At 72.4% G+C, this 16,696-nt stretch carries 11 protein-coding genes and 2 pseudogenes; 10 read left to right on the plus strand and 3 right to left on the minus strand.

The genetic code is table 11. The features are described 5' to 3' along the window. The 7 genes from FEF34_RS01305 to FEF34_RS01335 all read left to right on the plus strand — a co-directional run bounded on the left by FEF34_RS01305 (position 1) and on the right by FEF34_RS01335 (position 11,444). The gene (locus tag FEF34_RS01305; RefSeq protein WP_234042207.1) at positions 1 to 948 is read left to right on the plus strand and encodes a beta-ketoacyl-[acyl-carrier-protein] synthase family protein; all 948 of its coding nucleotides are present in this window, start codon (positions 1 to 3) and stop codon (positions 946 to 948) included. After that, positions 948 to 2,912, plus strand: a complete 1,965-nt coding sequence (locus tag FEF34_RS01310) for a fatty acid CoA ligase family protein (RefSeq protein WP_138051483.1) — start codon at positions 948 to 950, stop codon at positions 2,910 to 2,912. Before FEF34_RS01305 ends, FEF34_RS01310 begins: the two co-directional genes overlap by 1 nt. Then, positions 2,909 to 3,943 carry an NAD-dependent epimerase/dehydratase family protein gene (locus FEF34_RS01315; protein ID WP_234042208.1) on the plus strand — a complete coding sequence of 345 codons (1,035 nt, stop codon included), beginning with the start codon at positions 2,909 to 2,911 and terminating at the stop codon, positions 3,941 to 3,943. The genes FEF34_RS01310 and FEF34_RS01315 overlap by 4 nt, the downstream gene beginning before the upstream one ends. A 2-nt stretch (positions 3,944 to 3,945) precedes the next feature. Beyond that, positions 3,946 to 7,098 (plus strand): non-ribosomal peptide synthetase, encoded by a 3,153-nt coding sequence (locus FEF34_RS01320; RefSeq protein WP_138051485.1) that lies wholly within the window; start codon positions 3,946 to 3,948, stop codon positions 7,096 to 7,098. Continuing rightward, the gene (locus FEF34_RS01325) at positions 7,095 to 7,778 is read left to right on the plus strand and encodes a formyltransferase family protein (RefSeq protein ID WP_138051486.1); all 684 of its coding nucleotides are present in this window, start codon (positions 7,095 to 7,097) and stop codon (positions 7,776 to 7,778) included. Before FEF34_RS01320 ends, FEF34_RS01325 begins: the two co-directional genes overlap by 4 nt. 726 nt (positions 7,779 to 8,504) lie before the next feature. Further along, positions 8,505 to 10,265, plus strand: a complete 1,761-nt coding sequence (locus tag FEF34_RS01330; protein WP_138051487.1) for a lysyl oxidase family protein — start codon at positions 8,505 to 8,507, stop codon at positions 10,263 to 10,265. Between the two features lie 525 nt (positions 10,266 to 10,790). Further along, entirely contained in the window at positions 10,791 to 11,444 is a 654-nt protein-coding gene (locus FEF34_RS01335; protein ID WP_138051488.1) for a class I SAM-dependent methyltransferase, read from the plus strand. Between the two features lie 654 nt (positions 11,445 to 12,098). On the opposite strand, the gene FEF34_RS01340 is transcribed toward FEF34_RS01335, so the two are convergent. Beyond that, positions 12,099 to 13,226, minus strand: coding sequence for an NADH:flavin oxidoreductase (locus FEF34_RS01340; protein ID WP_138051489.1), 1,128 nt, complete (start codon positions 13,224 to 13,226; stop codon positions 12,099 to 12,101). Positions 13,227 to 13,339: 113 nt separating this feature from the next. On the opposite strand from FEF34_RS01340, the gene FEF34_RS01345 reads away from it, so the two are divergent. After that, positions 13,340 to 13,774, plus strand: coding sequence for a MarR family winged helix-turn-helix transcriptional regulator (locus FEF34_RS01345; RefSeq protein WP_234042209.1), 435 nt, complete (start codon positions 13,340 to 13,342; stop codon positions 13,772 to 13,774). A 474-nt stretch (positions 13,775 to 14,248) separates the two neighbouring features. On the opposite strand, the gene FEF34_RS01350 is transcribed toward FEF34_RS01345, so the two are convergent. After that, on the minus strand, positions 14,249 to 15,292 hold the full coding sequence (locus FEF34_RS01350; RefSeq protein WP_171052778.1) for a saccharopine dehydrogenase family protein: 1,044 nt from the start codon (positions 15,290 to 15,292) through the stop codon (positions 14,249 to 14,251). Between the two features lie 130 nt (positions 15,293 to 15,422). Here FEF34_RS01350 and FEF34_RS01355 point away from each other — a divergent pair, with 130 nt between their 5' ends. After that, on the plus strand, positions 15,423 to 16,361 hold the full coding sequence (locus FEF34_RS01355; protein WP_138051490.1) for a helix-turn-helix domain-containing protein: 939 nt from the start codon (positions 15,423 to 15,425) through the stop codon (positions 16,359 to 16,361). Here the strand turns inward: FEF34_RS01355 and FEF34_RS44450 are convergent. Beyond that, a pseudogene (locus FEF34_RS44450) lies at positions 16,329 to 16,463 on the minus strand (IS982 family transposase); the annotation flags it as partial. The gene FEF34_RS01355 and the pseudogene FEF34_RS44450 sit on opposite strands and share 33 nt — an antisense overlap. 2 nt (positions 16,464 to 16,465) lie before the next feature. Between FEF34_RS44450 and FEF34_RS01365 the strand changes: the two are divergent. Then, a pseudogene (locus FEF34_RS01365) lies at positions 16,466 to 16,633 on the plus strand (2,3-diaminopropionate biosynthesis protein SbnB); the annotation flags it as partial. Positions 16,634 to 16,696: the final 63 nt, after the last annotated feature.

Below are 16,696 nucleotides of genomic sequence, written 5' to 3' on the forward strand. Positions count from 1 at the left end.
ATGGCCACCGTCATCACCTCGACGGCACTCAGCCCGGCCGACGAGACCGGCAGCGCGATCGGATACGCGGCATCCGCCGGCCGTGCGTGTCTGCGGCGAGCGGGTCTCACACCCGCGGACGTCGACGTGCTGATCAACGTCGGCGTCTACCGCGACTCCAACGTCTCCGAGCCGTCCGTCGCCGCGCTCATCCAGAAGCGCATCGGCGTCAACCTGGACTACCTGCACGCCACCGACAGGCATGCCGCGTTCTCGTTCGACCTGATGAACGGTGCCTGCGGCGTGCTCAACGCCGTCCAGGCCGGGGGTTCGCTGCTGGCGGCCGGCAGCGCCCGCCGGGTGCTGGTGGTCTCCGCCGACACCCACCCCTCGATGGACCCGGCCAGAGCGGGGACGGCCGCGTTCCCGTATGCGAGCACCGGTGCGGCAGTGCTGCTGGAACGCAGTGACGACGCCCGCGGCTTCGGACGGGTGCACCACCGTTCGCTGCCGGGCGGCCATGGCGTCAACGGATATCTGCCGCTGTACGAGGCCGGCTCCGAAGGCCGGAACACGATAGCCGTCGACCGCGACAGCGGCGTGGTGGAGCGGATGCTCGATCTCGCCGTCGACTCCGTGCGCGACGCGCTCGCAGCCGAGTACGGTGCGGAAGCGGCCCAGGCGCCGACGGTCCTGGACCGCACACTGCTGATCACCTCCCAGCCGTCGCACGACTTCGCCTCCCGCCTGTCCAAGCGCCTGGGCCTGGCATCCGATGCCGCGGTGACCGTCGAAGGGCTCAAGGGCGACCCGCACACCTCCGCACTCGCCTACGGCTTCACGCAGGCCCGGGACTCGGGGCGGCTCGCGGGCCACGACCGGATCCTCTTCCTCGCCGTCGGCGCGGGCCTGAGCTCGGCGACGTCCCTCTACCGTCTGACCGGCGGCACCGAGGGAGCCGCCCGCTGATGTCCGGCACCATGACCGAGCCGGCCCGGAACGCGTCCCTGGCCGAACTGCTCGCCCGGCACGCCGCGCGTGACCCCGACAGGGCAGCCGTCATCCATCCGGCCGGGAGGCAGGGCTCGTCGGGGCCGGCCGTCTACACCTCGGTCGGCTACGGCGACTTCGCCGCCCGGGTCACCGCGTGCGCCGCCGGTCTCAGCGCTCGTGGTATCGGCCGCGGTACCCGTACGGCCCTGCTGGTGACTCCCGGCGCCGACCTGCTCATCCTGGTCTTCGCCCTGATGCACACAGGCGCGGTCCCCGTGGTGGTCGACCCCGGCATGGGACTGGGCCGCATGCTGGACTGCATCCGCCGGGTGGGGGTCCAGGCCTTCATCGGCGTACCGTCCGCGAACATGCTCCGGCGCCTTCGGCCGCGTGCCTTCGCCGGAGTGAAGAGCGTGATCACGCTGCCCCGGGGGAACGGCACCGGACTCGCGGAGCTGTCCGCCCTCGGAGCGGGCCGGCCGCGCCTGCCTCCGCAGGCGTCCGGGCCGGACGACGTCGCGCTGATCGGCTACACCACCGGCAGTACGGGTCCGGCCAAACCGGTCGAGATCACCGTCGGCATGCTGCGGGGGATGGCGCACGGCGTCGAGGCCGGCCACTTCACCGCTGACATGACCAGCACTCTGGTCACGATGCCGCTGATGGGTGTGTTCGACCTCGCGGCGGGCCGCACGGTGGTGGTGCCGAGGATGAACATGGGCCGGGTCGGCGCCGCCGACCCGGTGCTGCTCACCGACGCCATCCGGCGTTTCGGTGTGAACGCCATGTTCGCCTCGCCCGCCCTGCTGGGACCGCTCTCGGCCCATCTGGCGAAGACCGGTGCCCAAGTGCCGTCACTGCGTCTGATCGTCTCCGGTGGAGCCCCGGTGAGCCCTGGGCTGATGACCGCTCTGCGCACCGTACTGCCGGACGAAGCAAACGTGTTCAGCACCTACGGGTCGACCGAGGCACTGCCGATGGCGCTGGTCGAGAGCAGGGAGGCACTGGCCGGACCCGCCGACGGCCCCGCCGCCGCCCTCGGTGTCTGTGTGGGGCGGCCCGCGCCCGGGACAACAGTCCGCACCATCGAGGTCAGCGACGGACCGGTTCCCTTCTGGACGCCCGAACTTCCCGTCGCAGAAGGTGAGATCGGCGAGATCGTGGTCAGTGGCCAGGCGGTCAGCCCGCGCTACTTCCGCTCACCCGGGGCCGATGCCGAGCACAAGATCCAGGATGGCGGGCGTCGCTGGCACCGCACCGGCGACGTCGGCTGGATCGACGGCGAGGGCCGCATCTGGTTCTGCGGACGCAAGAGCCACCGCGTCCGCACGGCGAACGGCGACCTGCACACCGTGCGATGCGAAGGCGTCTTCAACGCCCATCCGCAGGTCAGGCGCACAGCACTGGTGGGCTTCGGCCCGCACGGCGGGCAGCGGCCCGTGCTGTGCGTGGAGCTCGAGCCGGACACGGGGCCGGGGCACTGGCCGCGGATCGAGCGCGAGTTGCGCGCCCTGGGCGTCGGCACCGCGGTGACCAAGGGGATCGAGGACTTCCTGCCGCATCCCGCCTTCCCCGTGGACATCCGCCACAACGCCAAGATCCGCCGGGAGCTGCTGGCAGGCTGGGCCGAGGACCGGCTCACCGGAAGTCGCCGTCCGACCGCCGCGGACCGGGCGTTGCGCACCGTCCCGCTGCTCGGCTGGGCCTATCTGCCGGCCTGGCCGCTGCTGCCCTGGAACCACGTGGCGCTGACCGCCCTGTGGTGGATCGACGCCTTCCTCAGCGTCGTCGTCCATGCACTCCAGATACCGTCCGCCCTGCGTGTGGAGCAGGAGCTGGCCACCGGGCGAAGGCCCTGGAGGACGGCCGCGCTGACGATGCTGTTCGGTGCGACCTGGTGGCGCCGGCGCGGCGGCAGGGCGAAGGGGACGGCCTCGTGAAAGTGCTGGTGACGGGCGCGTCCGGGTTCCTGGGCAGCCACATCGTCGACGCCTGTCTGCGCGCGGGCGACACGGTGCGGGTCCTCGTCCGCGAGGAGAGCGATCTCAGCCATCTGCGCACCGTCACGGGCGTCGAGTTCGCGTACGGAGATCTGCGTGACGCCGCGTCCCTGCGAAGGGCGGCGGAAGGCGTCGACGTCGTGCACCACAGTGCGGCCAGGGTCACCGACCGAGGCACCCGGGCCCAGTTCCGGGACGAGAACGTCGAGGGCACCGAGCGCCTGATGGCGGCGGCCCGGCGAGCCGGGGCACGGCGCTTCGTGTTCATCAGCAGCCCCAGCGCGCTGATGGGCGTTCGCGGGGGTGACCAGATCGACATCGACGAGAGCGAGCCCTACCCCGCACGGCACCTCAACCTCTACTCGGAGACCAAGGCCGAAGCTGAGCGTCTCGTCCTGGCCGCGGACCGCAGGGAGTTCACCACCGTCGCACTGCGCCCGCGGGCCGTGTGGGGCCCGCGTGACCACTCCGGTTTCATGCCTCGGCTGATCGCGAAGATGATGACGGGAAGTCTGCCCGACCTCTCCGGCGGCAGGCCGGTGTACGCCTCGCTGTGCTACTGCGAGAACGCCGCCGACGCCTGTGTACGGGCGGCACGTGCCGACGGGGTCGGCGGCCGGGCGTACTTCATCGCCGACCGGGAGCCGGTGGAGGTGTGGAGCATGCTCGCCGTCCTCGCCGGACGGTTCGGGGGCGAGCCCCCCACCCGGCAGGTCTCCCACGGTCTGCTGCGGGCGCTCGCCGTCACGGCGGACACGCTCTGGAAGCTGCCGCCGCTGGCCAGGCACTCCTCCCCGCCGCTCTCCCGGTACACGCTGGCCCTGCTGACGCGTTCGGCGACGTACGACACCTCGGCCGCACGGCGGGACCTGGCGCCGCCACCGGTCGCCCACGACGTGGGGATGGCCCGGCTCGAGGCCTGGATCGACAGCATCGGCGGCGTCAACGAGTACATCAGGAAGGTGCAGTAGTCATGAGCAGGCAGCACGCCGCCGTGGGCGGCGGTGCCGGTACCGGGTCTCGCGGCCGGGCGGCCTTCCGCCGCCCCGTCTCCCCTACCGAGTGGTCCTATCTCGCCGCCGCCCGGCTGGGCGGCGAAGTGCTGGTGCTCCAGTTGGTGGTCGAGGGCACCGGGCCGATCGACGCCCTGGCCCTCGGCCGTGCCGTGGCCGAGGCCTCGGCGTCATGCCCCGGGGCGCGGTTGGTGCGCCGCGGCAGGATGTGGATCGACAGCGGACGTCCCCCACGGGTCGTGGTCGGCGACGGAGCGTCGTTCGACCGCACGGCGCTCACCGGACCGCCGGAGCTGACCACCCCGCTCGCCCGCGCGGAGGACCGCCCGGGCTGCGAAGTGCTGCTGCTCACCGGCGAACCCGGCACCGTGGTCTTCAGGGCGTCTCACGCCGTGATGGACCTCAAGGGCGTGTCGGTATGGGCCACGGAGGTGTTCCGGGCCCTGCGGGGTGAACCACCGCGGGGCACCGCGGACCCGCTGGCCGACTACACGCTTCTGGAGGCGGTGGGCAGGACCGGGCGGCGGCCCCGTCTCGGGCTCGACCAGCGTTCACCGCTCGGCGGCCCTCCCGGCAGCGGTTCGGTGTGGCGGCGGCGTACGGTGGCGGGCCGCCACCCGGCGCTGGCCGCCAAGGTGGCGGCCGCGGTCGCGGAGGGCGTACCCGGCCCGGCGGCCCGGATCATGCTGCCCGTGGACCTGCGACGTCACGACCCCGGTGTGTCGTCGACGGCCAATCTGGCCCTACCGGTGTTCCTCGACATCCCGTCCGGCCAGGGCGCGGACGCCGTCCACCGGCGGTTGCTGAGCGCGCTGGCCTCCCGGCGGGAACTGGCGGCCGGCGCGGAAGCGGCCCTGGCCCGCCTTCCGCTGCCGGCGGCAGCGGCCCTGGTGGGCGCGTCACGGGCAGCCGCCTCGGCACGGCACCGGTACCTGGCGTCGGCCGTCGTGTCGAATGCCGGCCGGCTGGCGCCGGCCGACTTCAGCGCCGGGGAGTTCACCGCTACGACCGTGTACGCCCTGCCGGTGCACGCTCCCCTGGTACCGCTCAGCGTCGCGCTGCTGGAACTGCCCGAGCACATCGAGCTCGTGGTCTCCGCCCGCGGGGCGGCGGACGTCGGCGAGCGCTGCGAGGCCCTGCTGGACCGCATCGGCTCCGCGCTGGGCGCGGGCGCGCCGGCCTCGTGCACGCCGCCCCCGGCGGCGCCGCGGGAGCCCGGCGCCGCCGAACTGCTGCTCGCGCCCGGGCCCGGCGGCCTTCCTTCCCTGGACGACTCCGTGGTGCAGCTGTTCCGGGCGCAGGTCGCCCGCCGGCCGCACGCACCGGCTGTACTCGGCGACGACCTGCGATGGTCGTACGCGGAACTGGACCGTCGCTCCGACGCCGTCGCGGTCGAACTGCTCGCCCGCGGTGTCCGGCGCGGTGAGGTCGTCGGAGTCCTGGCGGACCGTTCGGCAGCGGGCCTGGCCGGCGTCTGGGGCGTCCTGAAGGCGGGCGCGGCCTTCCTGCCCGTCGACGTGCGCAATCCGGCGCGGCGGGTCGAGGAACTGCTGCACGACGCGGGGGCTCGCATCTGCCTCGCGGAGACGGCCTCGTGCGACCTGGCTCAGGGCAGCGGTTGCACGACGGTCCTCCTCGAGCACGTCGCGGGCGACGGAGCGACCGTCGACGAGCCGGGCCGCGCGGCCCTCGCCGCCGCCGCTCCCGGCCCCGACGATCTGGCGTACGTCATCTACACCTCGGGCTCCACCGGCAGGCCCAAGGGCGTACAGGTCGAGCACCGCAGCCTGACCAATGTCGTCGGGTGGATCGCCCCCTTCATGCGTTGCGACGAGGAGACCCGGGCCGCGTACTCCTTCTCCCCCGGATTCGACCTCTCGGTCATGCAGATCTTCCCGCCCCTCGTGCACGGCGGTGCCGTCGTACCGGTGCCCGGTGAGCTCGACCACGTCAAGCTGCGCGAGATGTTCTCCGGACGCCTGGCCAACACCCTCGGGATGACGCCGACCCACCTCGATCTCGCCTGGCGCCTCGGCATCCGCGCCACCGGCATCCGCGCCCTCCAGTCCGGCGGCGAGAATCTCACCGTGTCCGGCAGCAGCCGGGCACGCGCGTCCTTCGGACCCGACTGTCTCTTCGTGAACGTCTACGGCCCCACCGAGGCCACGGTGGCCTGCACCGTCGCCGTCGTCGACGACGGCACCGGACGCCCGTCCGCACCGATCGGAGTGCCGGTGCACCGTACCTCCGTGGCGGTACTCGACGAGCGGGGGCGCGAAGTCCCGGACGGCGAGCTGGGCGAACTCCACGTTACCGGCGTCCAGTTGGCCCGCGGCTACCTCGGCCGCCCCGACCTGACGGCCGACCGATTCGTCTACCTCCCGGACGGCCGACGCGCCTACCGCACGGGAGATCTGGTACTCCGCCTACCCGACGGACAGCTGGAGTACGCCGGCCGGATCGACAGCCAGGTGAAGATCCGCGGTCACCGTGTCGAGCCGGGCGAGGTCGAGGCCGCGCTCGCCGCTCTGCCGGACATCGCGCAGGCCGCGGTGGTCGCCCGCCGCAGGAACGACACGGGCGCGCAGGCGCTGTGCGCTTTCGTGGTGCCGGTCCGGGGCGCTGCCGCCTTCGACGAGGCGGCGGTGCGCGCGGATCTCGAGCGCGCGCTGCCGTCCCACCTGGTGCCCACGGTGATGTGTACGGTCACCGGGCTGCCGGAGACGGCCAGCGGCAAGACCGACCGCGGTGCGCTGCCGAACCCCTTCGACGGGGCACCCGCTCCTACGCGGGCGACCGACGCCCCGGACCCCGCCACCGGAGCGCGTCCCGCAGGGGCGGCAGACGAGCCGGGACCCGGTGTGGCCTCGGTGACGGCCGGGATCTGGGCCCGTGTCCTGCGCTGCGAAGTCACGGACCTCGATGCCTCGTCCGACTTCCATGCCCTGGGCGGCGACTCGCTCGCCGTCCTGGAGATGCTGGCCGCGCTGGGCCGGAAGCTGCCGGGGAGGGACGCGGAGCAGCGGTTCCTGACCCAACTCGGCCCCCTGAGCGCCAATCTGACGCTCGGCCGGGTGGTCGAGGCCGTCGAGGCCCTGCGGAGCGGGTCGTGATCTTCGTCGGAGAGGGCGCTCTCCTGTGGCGCGCCGTTCAGCACACCCTCGACAGCGGCCTGCCTGTGGACCTGGTCTGCGGGCCTCCCCCTGGTGCGGTCACAGCCCGGCCCGATGTTCCCTTCCGGGCCGTCGCGGACGTCAACTCCGTGGCGGCGGAACTGGTCGCCGCCAGCACGGACGGTGTCGTCTGGTCGCTGAACAACCGGATGATCTTCCGTACGCCGGTGCTGTCCAGCGGGCTGCGCGTCCTGAACGTCCACCACGGTCCGCTGCCCGCCTACCGGGGGCTCCCGGAAGTTGCCCTGGTCTACGCGATGCTGCGTGGCGAGCGGGAGTTCGCCGCGACCCTCCACCAGGTGGACGAGGGAATCGACACCGGCCCCGTTCTGGCCGCCGACCCCTATCCGATCGGGCCGGACGAGCCGTTCCACGTGGTTCTGCGCCGCGGGCTGCAGATCTGCCACCGGCTCTTCGAGCGATGTCTGCCCCTGGTGGCAGCCGACCCTGCCTGGAACGGCGAACCGGCTCGCCGAAGCGGCGCCGGCCCCATCGGGTACTTCGGCCGCAGGGAACTGGCCCGTCTGCCCGATCACCGGCACCACCCGGAGTTCGGCCGGGCCACCAGCCTGGGCTTCCTGGCGAATTACCTCCCGGAGCTCGCCGCGGTCCTGGGATGAAGCGACCGCGAGTCCCGCGGGGTCACAAGCGGCACGGGCTGCCCGTCCTTCACCTCGCGGATGCACAGGGTGATCGTGAGGCGAATCGCGCAGGACCCCGAGGGGCGGCACCGCGGCGTTCCACGGCCGCGTGTGGCATCCCGGCGCCCTTGTCAACGGAACTGCCGTGGTCAACGGCACTGCGGGCTTCGTGTCCCGGGGAGGCGACCGGGGTGCCGGCCCTGGAGGCCGGCGGCCGATCGCCTTGCTCAGGACGGGTGCGCCGATACCGGCGGTCGTCGCTCCGGTGAGGACTGCTGTGGCGATGCCGCGGATGCCCACGGAGGTGAGGAATCCGGCGATCTCACCGATCAAGGCGGCCGTCAGGGAGAACGATCGCGGCACGGGCCGTCAACGGCGGCGGCCTCGGTTCGCGAGACGGCAGGGCGATGGAGGGAGGAACGCCGGCGGTCACACGGGCTCCTTGCTCGCTGCTCGCCGAGATCGCGACGCCCGTGCCCCCGGCCCGACGTCGCGCACGCCCACGCGTCCGTGGCGGGCCGGCGGCGCGCACCCGCTCTCCTCAACGGCCCTATCCGGCCAACCTCGCAGCGTCTTCGACCCCGCGGACAACCGAGCCTCCGGTCTCTTCCTCTCACCACGCGGGCAGGCGGCCGCGTATGGCGTCGAGCCGAGTCGCCCGCCGACTGCTTCCTTCCACACAGCATCCCGGAGGACGAGGGAACGATGACCACAACGCGTACCACCCGGCTGCGGCGTCCGCTGCTCGCGGGCACCACGGCCGTCGCCGTCATGGCCGTGACGGCCGGATTCGTGGCCACCACGTCGGATTCGACGAAGGCCGCGACGGGGCCCAACCTGAGCCTCATCGCGGCGAGCACCTCGGTCACGCTCATCTCCTGGGAGGAGGATCCGGGCGTCTACCTGGATCTCGGCACCTACCTCACCGCGGAGGGGGCGCCGCTGGAGCTGAAGGTGACCCGCAAGTCCTACAAGGACCCGGTGGCCATCACCCAGACCGTGTACGAGGGCGGCAAGGCGAAGGCCAAGACGCTGCCCAACGGCACCGTGAAGGACTTCTCCGGGCTGCCGGGCTTCGCGGAGATCACGGTCACCGACAAGGCGGGCAAACAGGTCCTCAACCGTGCCGAGAGCTTCTGCCCGAACAACGCCAGTGGCCGCGTTCGGCCCGACGCGCCCGCCACCTCGAAGTATCCGGAGAGCTGCCCCACCAACCCCTTCACCCTCGGTTCCGTGTGGGGCGTGGAGAAGGGCTGGGCCGCCAACACCTACGCGGGTTCCTACACCGAGCCCGTCAAGCTGGCCGCCGGCAGCTACACCGCCAAGGTCTCGGTCGCCAAGAAGTACCGTGACCTGTTCGGCATCGCGAACAAGCCCGCCACGGTGAAGGTGACCGTGCAGGAGCGCAGCTTCGAGGACGGTCGGGGCGCCGCGGCTCGGACAGCCCAGTCCGGTGAGCACTCCGGACACGGGGCAGCCCACCCGGCGCCGTCCGCAGCCGGCGCCGCGCACGCCGGCCACGGGCCGGGGCACGCCCCGACGCCCGCCCAGGCCGCCGCGGCGGTGACGAGCGGCGCGGGTCCTTCGTACAACGTCGGTCACGGGCCGCTGAAGGCCGCCCCTCCCGCTCTGCCGTGGGCGCTGAAGAAGAAGCAGCAGGCGGCACGTTCGACAGAGGTCGGCGACTCCGAGGGCCGGACCGACGGCTCGCGCCAGGCGCCCGCCCTGGGGCCGCTGTCCAAACGGCCTGCCGGCAAGCCCTCCGTCCCGAACGTCCCCAAGCCCGACCTGCGGTCGCTGCCTGCCTACGGCATCACCATCGGCGACGCCGGAGAGGACGTCCCCGGCAAGGACTACCTGGCCTTCAGCGCCAACGTCTGGAACGCCGGCCCGGCACAGCTCGTGGTGGACGGATTCCGCTCGCCCGGCAAGGCCAAGATGGACGCCTACCAGTACTTCTACGACGCCCGGGGCAAGCAGGTCGGCTACACCCCGACCGGCACGATGGAATGGGATCCGCGGCCGGGCCACATGCACTGGCACTTCACCGACTTCGCCAGCTACCGGCTGCTGAAGGCGGACAAGAGGGAGACCGTGCGCAGCGGCAAGGAGGCCTTCTGCCTGGCCAACACCGACGCGGTCGACTACACGGTGAAGAACGCCAACTGGCACCCGTACAACACCGATCTGGCCACGGCCTGCGGCCAGGAGAACTCGATCTCGGTCCGCGAGGTGCTGGACGTCGGCTCCGGTGACACCTACACCCAGGACCTGCCCGGCCAGTCCTTCGACATCACCAACCTGCCCAACGGCACGTACTACATCCAGGTGCTGGCGAACCCGGAGAACCGGCTGAAGGAGACCAGCACAGCCAACAACAGCGCTCTGCGGAAGGTCGTGCTCGGCGGCAAGCCGGGCAAGCGGACGGTGACGGTACCGGCGCACGACCTGGTGAACGCGAACTGACGCGTACTCCCGCACCATGACGGCCGCCCGTGGCGTCACCGGCAGGGATCTCACGGCGGCCGTGATCCACCGGGCGGCTTCCGCCGGCCCGCGTCCGCCGGGCACGCGCCGGGTTCAGCCGCCCGCCCGGACCACGGAAGTGGTCTGCCGGCACGGACGGATCGGACGGCACGCAACCCGACAGGTTCGCGCGGATGAAGCACCTCCGGATGATCGTGGACGCCTGGAGGCCGGGATCTTGAGGTTCCGGAGGAATGGCAGGTGAGGCGCCCGCTTTTGCCGACTCGGCAACTTCTCTGGCCGTGCCGGGCGGTTCCGGGCAGGGTTCCCGGTGCGGGGGCGCGGTCGGGGATCGGTCTTCGGGCGGGCTCCCGCGCCTGGACCGGCGTCGGGTGCGCCCGGGGGGACAGCGGTCGGGGATCGGTCTTCGGGCGGGCTCCCGCGCCTGGATCGGCGTCGGGTGCGCCCGGGGGGACACCCGGCGTACCGGCGCCCCTGCTCCGTACCGTGGAAGGACGACGCCTCATGGGCACAGAGAAGACCGCAGCGGCCGATCCGCAGGCCGCGATGTTCGAACCGGCGGGCTGGGACGAGCGGTACGCCGGGAAGGACGCCGCCTGGCGGGGGACACCCAACCCGCAGCTCGTCGCCGTGGCGGAGGGGCTTCGGGCCGGGCGCGCGCTCGATATCGGCTGCGGTGAGGGCGGTGACGTGATCTGGCTCGCTCGTCAGGGGTGGACGGTCACCGGCGCGGACTTCTCCGCCGAGGGCCTCGCACGGGCCGCCCGGCACGCCGAGGAGGCCGGCGTGGCCGAGCGGACCGACTGGTGGCGGACCGACGCGCGGGCCTTCACGGCGGGCGGGCGGACATACGACCTGGTGACGACGCACTACCTGCACCCGCCGAACGGCGCGATGGTGGACTTGGTGCGGCAGTTCGCCGGGGCCGTCGCTCCCGGCGGGCATCTCCTCGTGGTCGGGCACTCCCCCACCGCCCACTTCACAGAGCTCACGGAGGCGCACCGGCGGGCCATGTTCCTGGCCGAGGAGCTGGTGCCGGGGCTGCCCGACGGGTTCGAGGTGCTCGCGGCGCGGCAGCGGCCCCGGACGCTGGTCCGGGAGGGCCAGGAGGTCGAGGTCGAGGACTCGACGCTGCTCGCCCGCCGGCGCCCCGAGTAGCCAGGGCGAGGAGGTCGGGGCCGACCCGTCGCGTTCGAAAGCGCACAGGGCGCCGTACGGCACAGGCCGGTCCGCGCCTCGTCGAGGACCAGGAGCATCCCGCGCTCCCGGCACTTGCGGCGGAGGGCGCCGAGGTGGCCGGCCATGTCACTCGGATGCCGGGAGCCACCCGCTTGGGCATGATGGGAGCCGGAACGGCCGGTCAGGGGCGCCTCCGGCCGTCGCCTGCGGCGATGGCCCTCGGTCACCTCTGACCGGCCGTTCCGGCCCTTGGCCGGCCTGGTTGTCGGGCGGCCCCTCCTGTGTGGCGCCCGACCGGGAGCCGCACGTGACGAACTGGTTGGCGCCGAGGCGCAGGTCCTGGTGCCGCATCAGGCAACGCTCGCCCCGTCGCGGCGCCCGGCACGGCGACTCGCGGCGTTGCCGAATCAACCGAGTAGGCCCACCACGAGGTCGATCCGGGGCCTTGCGATCTTCCCCTCGGCCCGGAGGGCCTGGGGAGACCCCACCCCCTCGGCCGGAGGGCCCGGGGCAGACCCCACCCCCTCGGCCGGAGGGCCCGGGGGAGGCCCCACCCCCTCGGCCGGAGGGCCCGGGGGAGGCCCCGTGCACCGGACGCCGCTCCTTGACGGGCAAACCCCACCTGACGTGGCACTAGCTCAGCGTCTTCACCGCCGTCGCGTCGTACGGCTTCAGCTCCTCGAACCGGCCCTCCAGGACCTTCGCCGCCCACTCCGGGTCCTGGAGCAAGGCGCGACCGACGGCGACCAGGTCGAACTCGTCGCGCTCCATGCGGTCGAGCAGGTTGTCGATGCCCTGGACCGGAGCGCCCTCGCCCATGAAGGCGCCGATGAAGTCGCCGTCCAGGCCGACCGACCCGACGGTGATGGTGGGCCTGCCGGTGAGCTTCTTCGTCCAGCCCGCCAGGTTCAGGTCCGAGCCCTCGAACTCCGGGAGCCAGTACCGGCGGGTGGAAGCGTGGAAGGCGTCGACGCCGGCCGCTGCGAGCGGCGTCAGGATCGACTCCAGTTCCTCCGGGGTCTCAGCGAGCCTCGCGTCATACGCCTCCTGCTTCCACTGCGAGTAGCGGAAGATCACCGGGAAGTCGGGCGAGACGGCCGCGCGGACCGCGGCCACGATCTCGGCCGCGAACTTCGTACGGGCCACGGCGTCGCCGCCGTAGGCGTCGGTACGGCGGTTCGTCCTCTCCCACAGGAACTGGTCGAGGAGGTAGCCGTGGGCGCCGTGCAGTTCGACGCCGTCGAAGCCGATGCGCTCGGCGGCCTCGGCGGCCTCGGCGAACGCGCCGATGACGTCGTCCAGGTCGCTCCGGGTCATCGCCTTGCCGGTGCCTTCGGTGCCGTCGACGCGGATGCCGGAGGGGCCGACGGCGGGGGCGTCGGCGTAGGGCGGCTGACCCTGCTTGCGCACCATGCCGATGTGCCACAGCTGCGGCACGATCGTGCCACCCGCCGCGTGGACGGCGTCGGCGACCTTCGCCCACCCCGTCAGCTGCTCCTCACCGTGGAACCGGGGGACACGGTCGCTCTGCCCGACCGACTCGTGGCCGACGTAGGTCCCCTCGGTGACGATCAGCCCCACGCCCGCTGCGGCGCGACGGGCGTAGTAGGACAGCACGTCCTCACCGGGGACGCCGTCCGGGGAGAACATGCGTGTCATCGGCGCCATCGCGATGCGGTTCGGCACGGTCAGGCCGTTCAGCCTGACGGGCCGGGACAGGATCTCGGCTGCGCGGGAGGCGGGGGATGCAGTGACGGTCACGGGATACTCCTCGCAGGTACTTGATAACCTTGATGCTTGAGAACTTCAGGCAATGAGGAGACGGTAGAGGCAGATATTTGAGATCGTCAAGTTTCCTGGGTAGAGTGGCTCCCATGCCAGCACCTCCCCGCGTCGACACAGCCCAGCTCATGGAGCTGCTCTCGGTGTCGCTCGGCGCCTACTACGGCGACTTCACGGTCGCGGCGGCGAGCGAGAACCTCACAGCGAGCCAGGGCAAGGCGCTGACCGTGCTGCGCCGGGGACCCGCCGCGATGCGCGCCCTGGCCGACACCATGACCTGCGACGCCTCCAACATGACCGGGATCATCGACCGGCTGGAGAAGCGCGGCCTCGTACGCCGCGAGGCCAGCGCGTCCGACCGGCGCGTCAAGACCGTCGTCCTCACAGCCGAGGGCGAGCGTGTGACCGACGCGATCCGCTCGAGGATGCGCGCCACGCAGGATGGCCTGGACAGGCTCAGCGACCAGGACCGGGACCGCCTGTACACCCTGCTGGAACGAGTCTTCATCTCTCAGCCCGCCGCCTGACCAGGGGTGGCCTGCGGCCGACCGCGTTGACCAGCCGGCCTTGGGCCCAGGGTTCGTGCCCGCCCCGCAGGCCGGAACGCGCCGGCGGAAGCCCGTTGGGACGGGCACCGACCGGAAACGACTGATCCGGAACCCCGCTCGGAGGCGGTACCGCTGCCGGTCCCGAGGAACAGCGGCCACACCGCCACCGCACGTCCACGGGCCCCGCCGGGCGGCCGCACCGCCACCCCGCCCACCCTTCACTGACGCTTCGCGAGCTCCACCGGCACGGTAGGGGCGGAGGACAACCACCCCCATCCACTTCACCACCGGCCCTGCGGCGAATCCAGGCCCTGGCCCTCCTCACGAGTTCGGCAGCGGTTGTTCAGCGCTTCGGACAGCGCCCGTGGAGGCGGGGGAATCCAACGAGGACCCGGCGCCCATGCCGTCATGACCCGCTGAGGACGCGGCCGACAGCCAGGTGGATGGCCGATGTCAGGCGGTCTGCTTCTGCGGGTGCAGGTCGAGTGCGATGTGCGGGGCGAGCGCGCGAAGGAACTCCTGGGCGTCGAAGATCTCGCCGGCGGAGGCGACGCCGACGGCCTTGGTGCGGCCGGTCAGGACGCGCTCGAGGGCCTCGGCGACAAGCGGCGCGGTGACGGCGTAGATGTCCCGTCCGCCGGCCGTGACCCGGCGTTCGGCTCCGCCCGAGCGCACGACGACGTCGACGAGGAAGGTCTGGTCCGAGCGCCCGCTCGTGTCCGCGGCGGTCGGGGCCGGCGTGCGGGGGGCTGCGACGTCGCGGACCGCCTCGGCGGTCATGTAGGAGGTCACGTCGGGGATGGACAGGTGCTGGGAGACGGTGACGATGTCAGCCATCGTGAACTCCCCGATCACCGACCTGGGTCCCATCGGATCCGGGAAGCTCCACTCCAGGGTGGGCGCGCCGTCGGTGCGGTGCTCCCACTGTCCGCCGCTGTAGCGCAGGCGGTTGGCGCCGCGCCGCTCGCGGGAGACCGCGCCCGAGAGCCGGGTGCCGGCGGTGGGGTGCCAGCTGCTGAGCCCATAGGCGATGTGCGCCTCGTCGGCTTCGGTCCAGTCGCCCATCGCCGCCGTGGCCAGCAGGTCGCCGAGACCGCCGAAGAAGGCCATGGCCGGGACGATCACCGCTCCCGCGTCCCGGGCCCTCTCGCGGTAGTGGGCGAAGGTGTCGAGGTTGGCCTCGAGCTCGGCGGCCACGTCGAGGTACGGGATCCCCGCGCGCAGCGCGGCCTCGATCACGGGGCCGGTGGTCGAGGCAAAGGGGCCGGCGCAGTTGATGACCGCCGCCGTGCCCGCCAGGGCCCACTCCAGGGAGGCCGGGTCCTCGACCGACGCCACCCGTGCCTCCAGCCCGTGCGCGTCGGCCAGCTCCTCCAGAGCCTGCGCGTTGCGCCCGGACGGCACCGGGAGGAACCCGCGCGCGGCCAGCTCCGCCACCACGAAGCGCCCGGTGTGACCGTACGCGCCGAACACCGCCACCAGCTGACCTGACCCCATGAGACTGCTCCCGTGTACTCGAACGCCCGCGCTGCGCTGTCGATCCGCTGCGGCCTGACAGGCACATCCTGTCCTCGCGCCGGCACCCCGCACGAGCGTCGGAAACGACATGCCACGTACAGTTTCGGACATGCCCGCTGTCGCGCTGGCCGTCACCGACGGCATGCTCCACTACGAACTCTCCGTGGCCGTCGAGGTCTTCGGAGCCGACCTGAGCCACATCGTGGACCCCTGGTACGACTTCTCCCTCTGCGGGAGCGGTCCGGTACGTGTCGACCGCTTCCGCCTGGAACCCGATCACGGACTCGAACACCTCGCACACGCCGACACGGTGATCGTCCCCGGCTGGGCCGACGCGGATCGCGAACCGCCCACCGATCTGATCGAGGCGGTGCGCGCCGCTCACGCGGCCGGCGCCCGCGTGGCCTCACTGTGCACGGGTGCCTTCGTCCTGGGCGCGGCAGGACTGCTGGACGGCCGGCGCGCCACCACACACTGGGCCCACACTCGGGAACTGGCCCGGCGCCACCCAGCTGCCACCGTCGATCCAGACGTCCTCTACGTCGACAACGGCGACGTCCTCACCTCCGCGGGCAAGGCCGCCGCCATGGACCTGTGCCTGCACCTGGTCCGCCTCGACCACGGCTCGGCCATCGCCAACAAGATCGCCCGCCGTCTGGTCATCCCGCCACACCGCGACGGCGGCCAGGCCCAGTTCATCGCAACCCCCGTCCCCGCCCCGGGCAACCACCCCCTGGGCGAGCTCTTCCCCTGGGCGCTGGAGCGACTGGACCAACCGCTGACCGTAGAGGACCTGGCCCGCCAGGCCCGCATGAGCTCACGCCACCTCGGCCGCCACTTCAAGCACCTCACCGGCACCACACCACTGCGATGGCTCAACACCCAGCGCATCCGCCACGCCCAGGAACTGCTGGAGACCACCAACGCCACCGTGGACACCATCGCCGCGGCCACCGGCATGGGCACCGCCACCACCCTGCGCCGCCACTTCCACCGCAGCGTCGGCGTTCCACCCGACACCTACCGCAACACCTTCCGCCCCCTGTGAGGCGCGGGTGATCCCCACGGCCGGCCGCCATGGCGCCAGGTCCGGACGCTCCTTCAGCAGATCGCCGGTCGTCGCATAGAGCGCCGTCGCGAGGGTGTCCAGGTCCGTATGTCACCACACACGTCAAACCCGGCCAGGTCGTGCTGAACGTCTCGCTGCGGGACCTGGCCCCCGAAGTGGTGCCGGCAGCGCAGAACGTCCTCGACGACGTCGACCACTGCCTGAAGGCCGACACCTCCCCATACCCGGCCGAACAGCTCACCGGCTCACGGGGCTAGCCCTGACGCGGTGAGTGAGGCGTCGAGTCGCCGTCTCTGCTCACCGCTCAGGCAGGA

This window comes from Streptomyces marianii, assembly GCF_005795905.1.
GTDB lineage: Bacteria > Actinomycetota > Actinomycetes > Streptomycetales > Streptomycetaceae > Streptomyces > Streptomyces marianii.

Excerpts from the sequence above, each read along its gene's own strand:
- FEF34_RS01305 (WP_234042207.1), top strand. The coding sequence starts at position 1 with ATGGCCACCGTCATCACCTCGACGGCACTCAGCCCGGCCGACGAGACC.
- FEF34_RS01310 (WP_138051483.1), top strand. The coding sequence starts at position 948 with ATGTCCGGCACCATGACCGAGCCGGCCCGGAACGCGTCCCTGGCCGAA.
- FEF34_RS01320 (WP_138051485.1), top strand. The coding sequence starts at position 3,946 with ATGAGCAGGCAGCACGCCGCCGTGGGCGGCGGTGCCGGTACCGGGTCT.
- FEF34_RS01330 (WP_138051487.1), top strand. The coding sequence starts at position 8,505 with ATGACCACAACGCGTACCACCCGGCTGCGGCGTCCGCTGCTCGCGGGC.
- FEF34_RS01335 (WP_138051488.1), top strand. The coding sequence starts at position 10,791 with ATGGGCACAGAGAAGACCGCAGCGGCCGATCCGCAGGCCGCGATGTTC.
- FEF34_RS01345 (WP_234042209.1), top strand. The coding sequence starts at position 13,340 with ATGCCAGCACCTCCCCGCGTCGACACAGCCCAGCTCATGGAGCTGCTC.
- FEF34_RS01350 (WP_171052778.1), bottom strand. The coding sequence starts at position 15,292 with ATGGGGTCAGGTCAGCTGGTGGCGGTGTTCGGCGCGTACGGTCACACC.
- FEF34_RS01355 (WP_138051490.1), top strand. The coding sequence starts at position 15,423 with ATGCCCGCTGTCGCGCTGGCCGTCACCGACGGCATGCTCCACTACGAA.